The 15,072-nt window shown below is 60.0% G+C and carries 12 protein-coding genes and 1 pseudogene; 1 reads left to right on the top strand and 12 read right to left on the bottom strand.

Annotated features, from left to right (window positions below):
• The first annotated feature begins 203 nt into the window (after positions 1 to 203).
• Positions 204 to 1,604, top strand: a complete 1,401-nt coding sequence (gene lpdA, locus B3361_RS15445) for a dihydrolipoyl dehydrogenase (RefSeq protein ID WP_054904305.1) — start codon at positions 204 to 206, stop codon at positions 1,602 to 1,604.
• A gap of 157 nt (positions 1,605 to 1,761) precedes the next feature.
• On the opposite strand, the pseudogene B3361_RS15440 reads toward lpdA, so the two are convergent.
• From B3361_RS15440 to atpE, 12 genes and pseudogenes are all read right to left on the bottom strand, one after another.
• A pseudogene (locus B3361_RS15440) lies at positions 1,762 to 3,734 on the bottom strand (GMC oxidoreductase); the annotation flags it as partial.
• A gap of 93 nt (positions 3,735 to 3,827) precedes the next feature.
• Entirely contained in the window at positions 3,828 to 4,667 is an 840-nt protein-coding gene (locus tag B3361_RS15435; RefSeq protein ID WP_054904304.1) for a DUF3800 domain-containing protein, read from the bottom strand.
• Between the two features lie 345 nt (positions 4,668 to 5,012).
• Positions 5,013 to 6,848 (bottom strand): glutamine--fructose-6-phosphate transaminase (isomerizing), encoded by a 1,836-nt coding sequence (glmS, locus tag B3361_RS15430; RefSeq protein WP_054904303.1) that lies wholly within the window; start codon positions 6,846 to 6,848, stop codon positions 5,013 to 5,015.
• 3 nt (positions 6,849 to 6,851) lie between these two features.
• Complete coding sequence (locus B3361_RS15425; RefSeq protein WP_177331325.1) at positions 6,852 to 7,631, bottom strand: DeoR/GlpR family DNA-binding transcription regulator; 780 nt, start codon at positions 7,629 to 7,631, stop codon at positions 6,852 to 6,854.
• A 263-nt stretch (positions 7,632 to 7,894) separates the two neighbouring features.
• A complete protein-coding gene (gene glmU, locus B3361_RS15420; RefSeq protein ID WP_054904301.1) occupies positions 7,895 to 9,262 on the bottom strand; it encodes a bifunctional UDP-N-acetylglucosamine diphosphorylase/glucosamine-1-phosphate N-acetyltransferase GlmU in 1,368 nt (455 codons plus the stop codon).
• Positions 9,263 to 9,383: 121 nt separating this feature from the next.
• Entirely contained in the window at positions 9,384 to 9,803 is a 420-nt protein-coding gene (locus tag B3361_RS15415; protein ID WP_029886844.1) for a F0F1 ATP synthase subunit epsilon, read from the bottom strand.
• Positions 9,804 to 9,847: 44 nt separating this feature from the next.
• Positions 9,848 to 11,224, bottom strand: coding sequence for a F0F1 ATP synthase subunit beta (gene atpD / locus B3361_RS15410; RefSeq protein ID WP_009684662.1), 1,377 nt, complete (start codon positions 11,222 to 11,224; stop codon positions 9,848 to 9,850).
• Positions 11,225 to 11,251: 27 nt separating this feature from the next.
• Positions 11,252 to 12,112, bottom strand: a complete 861-nt coding sequence (gene atpG, locus B3361_RS15405) for a F0F1 ATP synthase subunit gamma (RefSeq protein WP_009684663.1) — start codon at positions 12,110 to 12,112, stop codon at positions 11,252 to 11,254.
• A 48-nt stretch (positions 12,113 to 12,160) separates the two neighbouring features.
• Complete coding sequence (gene atpA, locus B3361_RS15400; RefSeq protein ID WP_009684664.1) at positions 12,161 to 13,705, bottom strand: F0F1 ATP synthase subunit alpha; 1,545 nt, start codon at positions 13,703 to 13,705, stop codon at positions 12,161 to 12,163.
• Positions 13,706 to 13,726: 21 nt separating this feature from the next.
• Positions 13,727 to 14,263: a F0F1 ATP synthase subunit delta gene (locus tag B3361_RS15395; protein WP_003253191.1), complete on the bottom strand. Its 537-nt coding sequence runs from the start codon at positions 14,261 to 14,263 to the stop codon at positions 13,727 to 13,729.
• A gap of 12 nt (positions 14,264 to 14,275) precedes the next feature.
• Positions 14,276 to 14,746 carry a F0F1 ATP synthase subunit B gene (locus B3361_RS15390; RefSeq protein WP_003253189.1) on the bottom strand — a complete coding sequence of 157 codons (471 nt, stop codon included), beginning with the start codon at positions 14,744 to 14,746 and terminating at the stop codon, positions 14,276 to 14,278.
• A gap of 58 nt (positions 14,747 to 14,804) precedes the next feature.
• A complete protein-coding gene (gene atpE / locus B3361_RS15385; protein ID WP_003097235.1) occupies positions 14,805 to 15,062 on the bottom strand; it encodes a F0F1 ATP synthase subunit C in 258 nt (85 codons plus the stop codon).
• Positions 15,063 to 15,072 lie beyond the last annotated feature (10 nt).

The following is a 15,072-nucleotide window of genomic DNA, read 5'->3' as shown; positions in this document are numbered from 1 at the left end:
GACCCTCCTATCCGTAATTGGCCACGACGCCCGAAATTTCGAACGTCGTCGAATCAGAGTAGTTCATCCATGGGATGTTTCCTCCCGATCAGACCAGGGTCTAGCCCCTGCCGCGCTGGTATGCGCAGCAAATTGTATACAATTCTAAAGGCTCAGCCTAACCTAATGCCCCTGTCGCGTTTCTACATCCCTGGAGTTGAACCATGAAGACCTATGACGTGGTGATCATCGGCGGCGGCCCTGGCGGCTACAACGCAGCCATTCGCGCTGGCCAACTTGGGCTAAGTGTCGCCTGCGTGGAGGGCCGCTCGACCTTGGGCGGCACTTGCCTGAACGTCGGCTGCATGCCGTCCAAGGCACTGCTGCATGCTTCCGAACTCTACGAAGCCGCCAGCGGTGAGGCGTTCGCCCACCTCGGCATCGAAGTCAAACCTACGCTGAATCTCGCCCAGATGATGAAGCAGAAGGACGAGAGCGTGGCCGGCCTGACCAAAGGCATCGAGTACCTGTTCCGCAAGAACAAGGTCGACTGGGTCAAGGGCTGGGGCCGCCTGGATGGCGTCGGCAAAGTGGTCGTGAAGGCGCAGGACGGCAGCGAAACCACGCTGCAGGCCAAAGACATCGTCATCGCCACCGGTTCCGAGCCGACGCCGCTGCCAGGCGTGACCATCGACAACCAGCGCATCATCGACTCGACCGGCGCGCTGTCGTTGCCGCAGGTGCCCAAGCACCTGGTCGTCATCGGTGCCGGGGTGATCGGCCTCGAATTGGGGTCGGTGTGGCGCCGGCTGGGTAGCCAGGTCACGGTCATCGAATACCTCGATCGCATCTGCCCTGGCACCGACAGCGAAACCGCCAAGACCCTGCAGAAGGCATTGGCCAAGCAAGGTATGGCGTTCAAGCTGGGCAGCAAAGTGACCCAGGCGACCGCCAGCGCCGACGGCGTGGCCTTGACCTTGGAGCCCGCAGCGGGTGGCGCGGCAGAAACACTGCAAGCCGATTATGTATTGGTGGCGATCGGTCGCCGCCCCTATACCAAAGGCCTGAACCTGGAAAGCGCAGGCCTGGAAACCGACAAGCGCGGCATGCTCGGCAACGAACACCACCGCACTTCAGTGCCCGGGCTGTGGGTAATCGGCGACGTCACTTCCGGGCCGATGCTGGCGCACAAGGCAGAAGACGAAGCAGTGGCCTGCATCGAGCGCATCGCCGGCAAACCGCATGAGGTCAACTACAACCTCATCCCTGGCGTGATCTATACCCGGCCGGAGCTGGCCAGCGTGGGCAAGACCGAAGAGCAGCTCCAGGCCGAAGGGCGTGACTACAAAGTGGGCAAATTCCCCTTCACGGCCAACAGCCGCGCCAAGATCAACCACGAGACCGAAGGCTTCGCCAAGGTGCTTGCCGATGCCAAAACCGACGAAGTGCTGGGTGTGCACCTGGTGGGCCCGAGCGTCAGCGAAATGATCGGTGAATTCTGCGTGGCCATGGAGTTCTCGGCTTCGGCCGAAGATATCGCCCTCACCTGCCACCCCCACCCCACCCGCTCCGAAGCGTTGCGCCAGGCAGCGATGAATGTGGATGGCATGGCCATGCAGGTTTAACGCGAGGTTTTATTGTTCTTCGAGGGGAAAACGCCCCTGACCAGGTGCCCCTACACAGCGACTACGCCGAAGGCTGGCAGGCTATCCACCAAGGTTGAGCGCACGATCCCACGATGCTGCCGCATTACCGGCACATCGTGGGGTTGGCATCACGGGCCTACAACGCGCCGAAGCGTACCTCCACCGACAGGCTTCCCTGGTTATCGCCAAGGCCTGCGCCGTAGCGCCCGGTCAGATCGTCATTGATGCACAACTGCAGCTCACCCTGCTGGCCTCTTGGTAACTGCGCCTGGTTACCCACTAGGAATGGCACACCATTGCTGCCGATACGGCCGATCAACGCCCCTTCGTTCTGCCCGGGCAGCGTGTAACCCGGCTTGGCGATCAACCCTGAATGGCCCTGCGCCACAACCATGCCGGTGGCCGGGTTGGCTGTCCACTGCCCGCCCGTGCAGACCGCCAATTGCCAACTGTGCCCATTGACCTGCATACCCGTGCCTTGCCAGGCCTGGTTTGCCTGGACCTGGACAGTACGCTTGAGCAGGTCGCTGGCGACCACGTCAGCAGCCTGGAAGGTCAGTGCGGTGATGGTCAGGGTCGGGTTCGCCGTGCCCGTGGTGGGGAAGACACCATCACCCACCAGGAACAGGTTGGGGTGGTCCCAGCTGCGCTGGTCTTTGTCCACTACCGAATTGCTGCGGTCCGAGCCCATGCGGTAGGTGCCCATCAGGTGGCCAGCGCCGAAGAACGCGTAGTTCTGGCCGTCGTACTGGAACACCGTTTGGGAGCCGGGCTTGAGTTCAGGTCGGTCAGCTCGGTGGCGCCCATCAGCTCAGTGATGATATGCGTGGCGGCCAGGCGCGCCTGCTTGAAGCCCTCCTTGGTGTAGTCGGACAGTTCGTAGCTGATCTGTGGTCGCGGCAGACCCAACCCGTCGGTGAGCTCCGGCGAGCTCTGCACCCGACACTGCGCATTATTGGGGTCTTTCTCCACTTGCTCGATCAGAAAGCCCAGCCGAAACTGCCGGGTCATCAAGCTGTTGAGCTGCTGCACCAACGCCTGGCCAGACAAGGCCAACTTGCCAGGGTTGGCGCCACCGTTGTTGGTGCCGTCGATAAAATCGCAAACCGAGGTGTAAGGGTCGCCGACCGACCAGTTCCAGCCCTCGTTGCCAATCTCGATAAGCCAGGCCGCACGCTGGCTGCGGAACGGCCCATCGCGCATGTCCTCGATCCCCGAAGTGGACAACGGCCCGCGGAACGGAAACAGCGGCTTGCCTTCAGGCATCAGCCCCCAAGCCAGGTAAACGGGGTGATCGGCCAACGCCTGGCCGACCTGACCGCTGCTGTTGGCGACCCCCTTCGGACTGTTCGGGCTGACCGAGTTGAGCAGCAGCTTGGGCGTCTCGAGGGCGTGAGCAGCGATCACGTAACGTTTGCCTTGGGCCGAGCCGTTCTGGCGCGTGCCGTCGTTTTGATACTGGATGAAATCGATACCCGTGACGCCCTGGGCATCGACCTGCACCCGGCTCGCCACGGTTTGGTAGAGAATGCGCACATTGCCGGTGTCCAGGGCCTTGGCCATGGTCACAGTCGCGTCGTACTTGGCCTGAATCGGGCAAATGGGTGTGCAGCTGGTATTGCCAGCACACACTCGCCGGCCGTTGTCGTTCTGCGAGTTGCGCCCGGCCGGTGTCTGCCTGACGTTGAGAGTGACACCTGGGTATGGCTTGCCGTCGGTGGCCTTTTCCGGACTTTGGTACACCGTACCCGTGACATGCTGGCCCAGGCCCTGATCGACCAGTGACGGCGGGATACCGTGCATGCTGTATGCGTAACCATTGGGGAAGGTCACGCCAAGGTAGCTCTGCGAGGCAACGTCGGCGGACACGCCCATTTCCTCTTCAGCACGGCGGTAGGCCGTTTGCAGGCCATCGTAGCTGATCGGCCAGTCGACGCCGACGTTGTAGGCAGTGCGCATCCGAAAATCGTTGGGCAGCAGGCGCAGAGCTGTGCCCATCCAGTGCCACATGGTGCCGCCGCCGACCCTTTCGTAGGTGCTGGCGAACAGTTGCGGCCCCTTCTGTACCAGGTAGCTCTTCTGCACCTTGTTCGGGTCTTCGCTACCAGCACCTGCGGTAAGCGGTGACATGCGCGTCAGCACGGATCTCACCAGGGAACAGCAAAACCCCTTGGTTTGCTCATTAGCCTTTGCATGTTGGGTTTACTCGCCAACTAGCTCGCCTTCGGCATCTGGAATGGCCTCGTCGGCCTGTTCGGCTGGGACCTCGGTGGTCTTCTGGTGCTCCAGTCCGCTGCTGTCTAGTAGAACCTCCGCGAGGCGTGCCGAGAAAAACTTGTCGAACGGCTCGAGCTCCTGGTACTCCTCCGGCGCTACCATCAGGGCAATCAGGCGCCCGATAAGGCCGCAGATCCAGTCTGCTGCCTGGATCGTCTGGAACAGGTGGCTTTCTGCCTGGATGGGCGGCTCAATCAGCGTCCGGCACTTCTCGGAGGCGTCCTCAAACATGGCCAGCGTGCAGACTTCGACGTTTTTTTCCCGCCACTCGTTGCCGGCGCGCTGCTCATCGAGCATAAGCATGAAAGTGGAGTCGGCCTGGGCACAAAAACGGTCAATTTTGCGCACCGACTGCAGGAGCTGCCGCTTGAACGTCTCGGTTGAGTTGTGTGCATCAGGATCGATGACCTTGTGCACGCCTGTGTAGAAGACGTAGCCGCCGACCTTCTTGATGTGGTTCAAGATCCGGAACGTAGCCCGGCGTAGCTCCGGGTATTTGACAACGTTGCGCAGGGCGTAGAGCTGGGACCCCTTCTTTTCCCACTGGTACGCCGGCAGGCCTCGAGGGTTGTCGTTGTCGAGGTCGTACTTCAGAAGCTGGCATTTCAGCTTGAAGAAAAAAATAGCAAACTCGCGGATTTCGGTAGCCGGGAGTATCAAGCCAGCGAACCCAAAGGCGGGGTGTGTTTTGTACTGCGGGTGGTTGCGCGAGACGTATTGGCCGACGTGTCCGAATTCGTCCAGGTAAGCGACGTAATGCGTCATATCTGCCGGATCCCTTGCCCCAGAAACACGAAAACCCGCTGCTTTCGCTAGGCGGGTCTCGGAAGGTAGGCACGAGAGTAGCCCCTCATGCGTTGAGGGGAAATATATGGACAGATGACAGGCATGTCAATCAAATTTGATTAACCGCCGTGATCTGGCGTGACCTTTCCTGACGCAGAGTGAGCTCTCTCCACGCGGCGTGCCTCTAGGTAGACTGATGAAGGCCTGACCTCCAGCTCGGCCCCATCAGACAGCGGCGCCCAATGGTCTCCGAGCTCGTTGCTCGTTGCACATAAGAGGCAAGCGATTCGTCGGACTGGAAGCCCAAGCTCCCGCGCCCATCCGTTACTCAACCGTAACCGACTTGGCCAAGTTACGCGGCTGGTCCACATCGGTGCCTTTCAGCACAGCCACGTAGTAAGACAGCAACTGCAGCGGAATGGTGTACAGGATCGGCGCCAGGGCATCGGCGATGTGCGGCACCTGGATCACGTGGGTGCCCTCGCCATTGGTCATGCCCGCATGTTCGTCCGCGAACACCACCAATTCACCACCTCGGGCCCGTACTTCCTGCAGGTTGGACTTCAGTTTCTCCAGCAGTTCGTTGTTCGGCGCAACGGTCACCACCGGCATATCGTTGTCCACCAGTGCCAATGGGCCATGCTTCAGTTCGCCAGCTGGGTAGGCTTCTGCGTGAATGTAGGAGATTTCCTTGAGTTTGAGTGCGCCCTCCATCGCCACCGGGTACTGGGCGCCACGGCCGAGGAACAGGGTGTGGTGCTTGTCGGCGAACAGCTCGGCGATTTTCTCGACGGTGGCGTCCATGGCCAAGGCTTCGCCAAGGCGCGTCGGCAGGCGGCGCAGCTCTTCGACCAGGTCGGCCTCGACACCGGCCGGCAAGGTGCCGCGGACTTGGCCGAGCGCCAGCGTCAGCAGCATCAGCGACACCAGCTGGGTGGTGAAGGCCTTGGTCGAGGCCACGCCGATTTCCGGGCCAGCGAGGGTCAGCAGGGTCAGGTCCGACTCACGGACCAGCGAGCTGATACCCACGTTGCAGATTGCCAGGCTGCCGAGGAAGCCCAGCTCCTTGGCGTTGCGCAGAGCAGCGAGGGTGTCAGCGGTTTCACCAGATTGCGAAATGGACACAAAGAGGGTGTCTGGCTGCACAACCACCTTGCGGTAGCGGAATTCACTGGCCACTTCCACCTGGCAGGGGATGCCAGCCAGGCCTTCGAGCCAGTAACGGGCGACCATGCCTGCGTGGTAGCTGGTACCGCAGGCAACGATCTGCACATTGCGCACTTTGGCAAACAACTCTGCAGCCTGAGGGCCGAAGGCCTGGACCAGAACGTGATCTTTACCCAAGCGCCCTTCCAGCGTGCGCTGAACCACGGTTGGCTGCTCGTGGATTTCCTTGAGCATGAAGTGGCGGTAGTTACCCTTGTCGGCGGCCTCGGCGCCTTCATGGTACTGCACGGTTTCGCGCTGGACTTCGTGCCCGGCCTGGTCCCAGATGGTGACCTGATCGCGACGGATCTCGGCGATATCGCCTTCTTCCAGGTACATGAAGCGGTCGGTCACCTGGCGCAGGGCCAGTTGGTCGGATGCCAGGAAGTTCTCGCCCAGGCCCAGGCCGATGACCAGCGGGCTGCCGCTGCGTGCGGCGAGCAGGCGATCAGGCTGGTGGATGCTGACCAGCGCCAGGCCGTAGGCACCGTGCAGGCGTTTCACGGCCGCCTTCAGCGCATCTGCCAGGTTCGGCACGCTTTTCAGGGTATGGTGAATCAGGTGCACGATGACTTCGGTATCGGTCTGCGAGGCGAAGACATAGCCCAGGCCCTTCAGTTCTTCGCGCAGCTCTTCGTGGTTCTCGATGATGCCGTTGTGCACTACCGCTACTTCATTATCAGAGAAGTGCGGGTGGGCATTGCCTTCGGTGGGTGCACCATGCGTCGCCCAGCGGGTGTGGGCGATACCCAGCCGACCACTCAGCGGCTGGGCAGCAACGGCCGCTTCCAGCTCGCTGACCTTGCCGATACGGCGGCGACGCTGCAGCTGGCCTTCCTGGGTGAGCACGGCCAGGCCGGCGCTGTCGTAGCCACGGTACTCAAGCCGCTTGAGGCCTTCGATCAGGATGGCGGTGATATTACGTTCGGCGACGGCACCAACGATTCCACACATGAATTATTGCTCCTGGCTGATCGCGGCACAGATCAGGTTGATGCCGCGGGCTTGAATGTGTTCGCGTGCCGCTGCGGGCAGGCGTTCATCTGTAATAAGGGTATGCACGCTGCCCCAGGGCAGCTCGAGGTTGGGGATCTTGCGCCCCACCTTGTCCGACTCGACCATCACGATCACTTCGCGGGCGACCTCAGCCATTACCCGGCTCAGGCCAAGCAACTCGTTGAAGGTGGTGGTGCCCCGCGCGAGGTCGATGCCATCGGCACCGATGAACAACTGGTCGAAATCGTAAGACCGCAGGACCTGCTCGGCGACCTGCCCTTGGAACGATTCGGAGTGCGGGTCCCAGGTTCCGCCGGTCATAAGCAGTACCGGTTCGTGCTCGACCTCGCTGATGGCGCGAGCCACATTCAACGAATTGGTCATCACCACCAGGCCGGGCTGGCGGCCCAGTTCCGGAATCATAGCGGCGGTCGTGCTACCGCTATCGATGATGATCCGAGCATGCTCGCGTATACGACCCACCGCTGCACGGGCGATAGCTTTTTTGTAGGCAGAGACCGGGTGCGCGGGTTCGCTGAGCATTTCCTGCGGTACCGGTACTGCACCGCCGTAACGGCGCAGCAGCAGGCCGTTCGCCTCCAGCGCGGCAAGGTCCTTACGAATGGTCACTTCCGAGGTTTCGAAACGCTTAGCCAAGGCATCCACACTCACTTCGCCCAGCTCGCTGAGCAGGGCCAGGATGTTGTGGCGGCGTTGAGGGGTGTTTCGTTTCGACATGATCGGTTAAATTTCGTTTCGAAAGATAATGATTGCAATCAAAACCTAAGATGAGCGATTCGTCAAGCTGTGCATAACTTTACTGGCGGCAATTTTTCTTTGGCTTGTCCGCAACGCCGGCACCGCGATGTATAGCACCGGCTTTGCCGGTGTTCGCGGGCTTGCCCGCTCCCACACTGGCCGCGCCCACACATCGGGTTGCATAGCGCACAAAAAAGCCGACTTACTCACATAGGTCGGCTTCGAGGAAAGCAGCTGTGGATAAATCAGCTCTTCTTGATCTTCTCCGGCCGCTTCCAACCTGGGATGTTGCGCTGGCGTGCCCGGGCCACTGCCAGATCACCTGCTTCAACAGCCTGCGTAATGGTAGAACCAGCGGCGGTAGTGGCGCCGGCCTGGATTTCCACAGGCGCTACCAGCGAGTTGTTCGAACCGATGAATACATCCTCACCCATCACTGTCTTGAACTTGTTGGCACCGTCGTAGTTGCAGGTGATGGTACCTGCGCCAATGTTGGTACGTGCGCCGATTTCGGCATCCCCCAGGTAAGTCAGGTGGCCAGCCTTGGCACCCTCTCCAAGGTGAGCGTTTTTCAGTTCTACAAAGTTACCCACATGGGCTTTGGCATCCAGTACGCTGCCAGGGCGCAGCCGAGCAAACGGGCCGGCATCGCTGCCCTCGCCCATCACCGCACCGTCCAGGTGACTGTTGGCCTTGACCACAGCCCCTTTGCGCAGGGTCGTGTTCTTGATTACACAGTTGGGACCGATCTGCACATCGTCCTCGATGACCACTTTGCCCTCGAGTACAACGTTGATGTCGATCAGCACGTCACGACCGACGGTAACGTCACCGCGCACATCAAAGCGCGCCGGGTCACGCAGGGTTACACCCTGGGCCATCAGGCGACGCCCTTCACGCAACTGGTAGTGGCGCTCCAGCTCGGAAAGCTGGCGACGGTCGTTGGCCCCCTGCACTTCCATTGGATCGTGGGGCTGCTCGGTAGCCACCACCAAACCATCGGCCACCGCCATGGCGATGACGTCGGTCAGGTAATACTCACCCTGGGCGTTGTTGTTCGACAGACGACCCATCCAGCCAGCCAGGCGCGCCGCTGGCAGCGCCAGAATGCCCGTGTTGCCTTCGTTGATCGCTTTCTGCGCTTCGCTGGCATCCTTGTGCTCAACGATGGCGGTGACATTGCCTTGCTGATCGCGAACGATGCGACCATAGCCGGTCGGGTCGTCGAGGGTGACCGTGAGCAGGCCCAGTTGCTGGTCATTGGCCTTGGCCAGCAGCCGCTGCAGGGTCTCCACTTCGATCAGCGGCACGTCGCCGTACAGTACCAGCACAGTGTCGGCAGTCAGCGCTGGCAGTGCCTGTGCAACGGCGTGGCCGGTACCCAGCTGTTTATCCTGCATGACGAAATTCAGGTCATCGGCGGCCAGGCGCTCGCGGACCAGTTCGGCACCATGGCCAATGACCACATGAATACCTTGCGGCTGCAGCTGGCGCGCGCTGTGGATAACATGGCCGAGCATGGAGTTGCCGGCGACCGGATGCAGCACTTTGGGGAGCGCCGAACGCATGCGCGTACCTTGGCCTGCGGCGAGAATAACGATATCGAGGGACATTACTGGCTACCAATCCTGGGCGGTCAGCTGCGTGACCAGAATAGAAATTCGGAAAAAGAAAAAGGGTAGCCGAGGCTACCCTTTAACTCAATCGCACTGGCAGTAAGCGGCCTGGGCCGGATTACTTGCCTCTGCGCATTTGCTGGACAGTACGCAGCTGAGCAGCCGCCTCGGCCAGACGTGCGGCTGCAGCGCCGTAGTCGAAGTCCGAGCCTTTAGTGTTCAGCGCGTTCTCGGCAGCCTTGAGGGCTTCCTGAGCCTGAGCTTCGTCCAGGTCGGCAGCACGTTGCACGGTGTCGGCAAGAACCTTCACCATGTTCGGCTGCACTTCGAGGAAGCCACCGGAGATGTAGAACACCTCTTGAGTGCCACCCTGCTTGGTCAGCGTGATCGGACCTGGCTTGAGATTGGTGATCAGCGGCGCGTGGCCTGGAGCGATACCCAGATCGCCCAGGTTGCCGTGCGCTACTACCATCTCGACCAGGCCGGAGAAGATTTCTCCTTCCGCGCTGACGATGTCGCAATGGACTGTCATAGCCATCTGCTTGCCTCAACCTGATTAGCGCCCCTTGCGGGGCGCCGGGATTACAGTTTCTTGGCTTTCTCGATCGCTTCGTCGATGCTGCCGACCATGTAGAACGCTTGTTCTGGCAGGTGGTCGTAGTCACCTTTGAGGATGCCGCTGAAGCCAGCGATGGTGTCTTTCAGGGAAACGTACTTGCCTGGCGAACCGGTGAAGACTTCGGCCACGAAGAACGGCTGCGACAGGAAGCGCTGGATCTTACGAGCGCGGGCTACCAGTTGCTTGTCGCTTTCGGACAGTTCGTCCATACCCAGGATCGCGATGATGTCCTTCAGCTCTTTGTAGCGCTGCAGAACATACTGAACGCCACGAGCGGTCTCGTAGTGCTCGTTGCCGATCACGTTCGGGTCCAGCTGACGCGAAGTCGAGTCCAGTGGGTCGACCGCTGGGTAGATACCCAGGGAGGCGATGTCACGGGACAGAACGACGGTGGCGTCCAAGTGGGCGAAGGTGGTCGCTGGCGACGGGTCGGTCAAGTCGTCCGCAGGTACGTATACGGCCTGAACGGAGGTGATCGAACCTTCCTTGGTGGAGGTGATGCGCTCTTGCAGAACGCCCATCTCTTCAGCCAGGGTCGGCTGGTAACCTACTGCAGAAGGCATACGGCCCAGCAGTGCGGATACTTCGGTACCGGCCAGGGTGTAACGATAGATGTTGTCGACGAACAGCAGAACGTCGTTACCTTCGTCACGGAACTTCTCAGCCATGGTCAGGCCGGTCAGCGCTACGCGCAGACGGTTTCCTGGTGGCTCGTTCATCTGACCGTAGACCAGCGCTACCTTGTCGAGAACGTTGGAGTCCTTCATCTCGTGGTAGAAGTCGTTACCCTCACGAGTACGCTCACCCACACCAGCGAACACGGAGTAACCGCTGTGTTCCATGGCGATGTTACGGATCAGTTCCATCATGTTAACGGTCTTGCCGACGCCGGCACCACCGAACAGACCAACCTTACCACCCTTGGCGAACGGGCAAACCAGGTCGATAACCTTGATGCCGGTTTCCAGCAGGTCGTTGCCGCCTGCCTGGTCAGCGAACGAAGGCGCTGGCTGGTGGATACCGCGACGCTCTTCTTCGCCGATCGGGCCGGCTTCGTCGATCGGGTTGCCCAGTACGTCCATGATGCGGCCCAGGGTGGCCTTACCAACAGGAACGGAGATGGCAGCGCCGGTGTCGACGACATCCAGACCGCGCTTCAGGCCTTCGGTCGAGCCCATCGCAATGGTACGAACCACGCCGTCGCCCAGCTGCTGCTGAACTTCCAGGGTGGTTTCCGCGCCTTGTACTTTCAGCGCGTTGTAAACACTCGGCACGACGTCACGTGGGAATTCCACGTCGATGACGGCGCCGATGATTTGAACGATACGTCCGCTACTCATAGCTGGATCCTCTGATTTTTTGAACCGTTAAACCGCGGCAGCGCCGCCGACGATTTCCGAGATCTCCTGGGTGATCGCAGCCTGACGCGCCTTGTTGTAGATCAATTGCAGCTCTTTGATCAAATCACCGGCGTTGTCTGTGGCGTTTTTCATGGCGATCATCCGGGCTGCTTGTTCAGCAGCGTTGTTCTCGACCACCGCCTGGTAGACCTGCGACTCCACGTAACGCACCATCAAGCCGTCCAGCAGCTCTTTTGCGTCGGGTTCGTACAGGTAGTCCCAGTGGTGCTTGAGTTCCTGATCCGGGGTTGCCACCAACGGTACCAATTGCTCGACCGTCGGTTTTTGGGTCATGGTGTTGATGAACTTGTTCGAAACCACCGAGAGGCGATCGATACGGCCGTCCATGTAGGCGTCCAGCATCACTTTGACGGAGCCGATCAGATCATTGATCGACGGCTCTTCGCCCAGGTGGCTGATCGCGGCTACAACGTTGCCGCCAAAGATGCGGAAGAAAGTCGCACCCTTGCTGCCGATCACGCACAGGTCGATTTCCACGCCCTGTTCGCGGTTTTCGCTCATGTCCTTGACCAGGGCCTTGAACAGGTTGGTGTTCAAGCCACCGCACAAGCCACGGTCACTGCTCACCACGATATAACCGGCGCGCTTTACAGGGCGCTCGATCATGAACGGGTGGCGGTATTCCGGGTTGGCGTTGGCCAGATGACCGATCACCTGGCGGATACGCTCCGCGTAAGGACGGCTAGCAGCCATGCGCATTTGTGCCTTGCGCATCTTGCTGACCGCCACTTTCTCCATGGCGCTGGTAATTTTTTGCGTGCTTTTGATGCTCGCAATCTTACTGCGAATCTCTTTTGCGCCTGCCATGTATCACCTATCAGGTTAGCAAGCGGGGGCCGGAGCCCCCGCTGCGGCTTACCAGGTCTGGGTGGCCTTGAACTTCTCGATACCGGCTTTCAGGCCTGCGTCGATTTCGTCGTTGAAGTCACCCTTCACGTTGATCTTCGCCATCAGTTCGGCGTGATCACGGTTGAAGAAGGCGATCAGTGCTTGCTCGAAGCTACCGACCTTGGAGACTTCCACGTCAGTCAGGAAACCACGCTCAGCGGCGTACAGCGACAGAGCCATGTCCGCGATGGACATCGGCGCGTACTGTTTCTGCTTCATCAGCTCGGTTACGCGCTGACCATGCTCCAGCTGCTTGCGGGTCGCTTCGTCCAGATCGGAAGCGAACTGGGCGAATGCAGCCAGTTCACGGTACTGAGCCAGAGCGGTACGAATACCACCGGACAGCTTCTTGATGATCTTGGTCTGAGCGGCACCACCTACGCGGGATACCGAAACACCGGCGTTCACTGCAGGGCGGATGCCCGAGTTGAACATGGCCGATTCCAGGAAGATCTGACCGTCGGTGATGGAAATCACGTTGGTCGGAACGAACGCGGAAACGTCGCCAGCCTGGGTTTCGATGATCGGCAGGGCGGTCAGGGAACCGGTCTTGCCAGTGACTGCACCGTTGGTGAACTTCTCGACGTATTCTTCCGAAACGCGCGATGCACGCTCCAGCAGACGGGAGTGGAGATAGAACACGTCGCCTGGGTACGCTTCACGTCCTGGTGGACGGCGCAGCAGCAGGGAGATCTGACGGTAGGCAACGGCCTGCTTGGACAGGTCATCGTAAACGATCAGTGCGTCTTCACCGCGGTCACGGAAGAACTCGCCCATGGTGCAGCCGGCGTATGGCGCCAGGAACTGCAGTGCGGCGGATTCCGAAGCACTGGCAACAACCACGATGGTGTTGGCCAGGGCGCCGGTTTCTTCCAGCTTGCGAACGATGTTGGCAACGGTGGAGCGCTTCTGGCCGACAGCAACATAAACACAGAAAATACCGGAGTCTTTCTGGTTGATGATGGCGTCGATGGCCATGGCGGTCTTACCGATCTGACGGTCGCCAATGATCAGCTCGCGCTGGCCGCGGCCGACAGGGATCATGGCGTCGACGGACTTGTAGCCAGTCTGTACAGGCTGGTCTACCGACTTACGCCAGATCACGCCTGGAGCCACTTTCTCGACCGCGTCGGTCTGGGTGTTGCCCAGCGGACCTTTGCCATCGATCGGGTTGCCCAGTGCGTCAACGACGCGACCCAGCAGTTCCTTACCAACAGGAACCTCCAGGATGCGGCCGGTGCACTTGGCGCTCATGCCTTCGGCGAGGGTGTCATAGGCACCCAGGATCACTGCACCTACGGAGTCTTGCTCCAGGTTCAGGGCCATACCGTAGACGCTGCCAGGGAACTCGATCATTTCGCCGTACATGACGTCGGCCAGACCGTGGATCCGCACGATACCGTCGGATACCGAAACAACGGTACCTTCGTTACGGGCTTGGGAGCTCACATCGAGGTTGTCGATGCGGCCCTTGATGATTTCACTAATTTCGGAAGGATTGAGTTGCTGCATTGCTCTGCTGCCCCTTCAAACTCAAGATTTCAATGCTTCGGCCAGTTTCGCGATTTTGCCGCGAACAGAGCCATCGATTACCAGGTCACCTGCGCGGATGACGACGCCGCCAATCAGGCTGGCATCCTCCGACGCGTGCAGGCGCACTTCCTGGCCTAACCGTGCACTGAGAACCTTGGCGAGTTTGTCTTGCTGTTCTTGGTTCAACGCGAAGGCACTGGTGACTTCCACGTCCACGGATTTCTCTTGCTCGGCCTTGTACAGGTCGAACAGGGCGGCAATCTCCGGCAGAAGCAGGAGACGGTCGTTTTCCGCGGCAACATGAATGAAATTCTGTGCCTGTGCATTGAACTTGTCACCGCACACGTCAATGAACGTGGCGGCCTTTTCTGCGCTCGTCAGTCGCGGGGCCTTGAGCAGGCGCTGCATGGTGTCGTCTTGCGACACCGCAGCAGCCAGGCCGAGCATGGCTGACCAATTGGCCAGTTGCTGATGGGCCTGGGCGTGCTCAAAGGCAGCCTTAGCGTAAGGTCGGGCCAACGTGGTCAGTTCTGCCATGATCGCCCTCGCTTAAATTTCAGCGGCCAGTTTGTTAACCAGCTCCGCATGCGCGTTTTGATCGATTGTGGCGCCAAGGATCTTTTCAGCACCGCCAACGGCCAGGGCACCCACTTGGGCACGCAGGGCGTCTTTAGCACTGTTCAGTTCCTGTTCGATCTCGGCCAGAGCCTGAGCCTTCACACGGTCAGCTTCGACGCGGGCCTGTTCACGGGCTTCCTCGACAAGCTGAGCAGCGCGTTTCTTGCTTTGCTCAATGATTTCGGCTGCCTGTGCCTTAGCTTCACGCAGTTGCTGACCCGCTTTTTCTTGGGCCAGCTCCAGGTCGCGAGCTGCGCGGTTGGCAGCGTCCAAGCCGTCGGCAATCTTCTTTTGGCGCTCTTGCAGAGCAGTGATGACCGGAGGCCATACGTACTTCATGCAGAAGAGTACAAAAATCAAGAAGGCAACGGATTGGCCAATCAGGGTTGCATTAATATTCACGCCAACACCTCGCTCGGTCTTTGGTTCATCACAGCTATCAACTCGTGGTTACGAGTGATTAGCCGGCGATTTGACCAACGAACGGATTCGCGAAGGTGAAGAACAGAGCGATACCAACACCGATCATGGTTACGGCGTCGAGCAGACCGGCAACGATGAACATTTTAACCTGCAGCATTGGAACCATTTCTGGCTGGCGAGCAGCGCCTTCCAGGAATTTGCCGCCCAGCAGGCCGAAACCAATGGCGGTACCCAGAGCACCCAGGCCGATCAGCAGAGCAACAGCGATAGCGGTCAGACCAACTACAGTTTCCATCTTTCCTCCC

This window comes from Pseudomonas sp. UBA6699 (genome assembly GCF_002454615.1).
GTDB classification, from domain to species: Bacteria; Pseudomonadota; Gammaproteobacteria; order Pseudomonadales; family Pseudomonadaceae; genus Aquipseudomonas; species Aquipseudomonas juntendi.
The sequence above is the reverse complement of the archived record's forward strand: the minus strand, read 5'-3'. Positions and strand labels throughout refer to the sequence as shown.

Coding starts and splice junctions, on each gene's coding strand:
- glmU (WP_054904301.1), bottom strand. CDS start 9,262: ATGTCCCTCGATATCGTTATTCTCGCCGCAGGCCAAGGTACGCGCATG.
- lpdA (WP_054904305.1), top strand. CDS start 204: ATGAAGACCTATGACGTGGTGATCATCGGCGGCGGCCCTGGCGGCTAC.
- glmS (WP_054904303.1), bottom strand. CDS start 6,848: ATGTGTGGAATCGTTGGTGCCGTCGCCGAACGTAATATCACCGCCATC.
- B3361_RS15435 (WP_054904304.1), bottom strand. CDS start 4,667: ATGACGCATTACGTCGCTTACCTGGACGAATTCGGACACGTCGGCCAA.
- atpG (WP_009684663.1), bottom strand. CDS start 12,112: ATGGCAGGCGCAAAAGAGATTCGCAGTAAGATTGCGAGCATCAAAAGC.
- B3361_RS15415 (WP_029886844.1), bottom strand. CDS start 9,803: ATGGCTATGACAGTCCATTGCGACATCGTCAGCGCGGAAGGAGAAATC.
- B3361_RS15395 (WP_003253191.1), bottom strand. CDS start 14,263: ATGGCAGAACTGACCACGTTGGCCCGACCTTACGCTAAGGCTGCCTTT.
- atpE (WP_003097235.1), bottom strand. CDS start 15,062: ATGGAAACTGTAGTTGGTCTGACCGCTATCGCTGTTGCTCTGCTGATC.
- atpD (WP_009684662.1), bottom strand. CDS start 11,224: ATGAGTAGCGGACGTATCGTTCAAATCATCGGCGCCGTCATCGACGTG.
- atpA (WP_009684664.1), bottom strand. CDS start 13,705: ATGCAGCAACTCAATCCTTCCGAAATTAGTGAAATCATCAAGGGCCGC.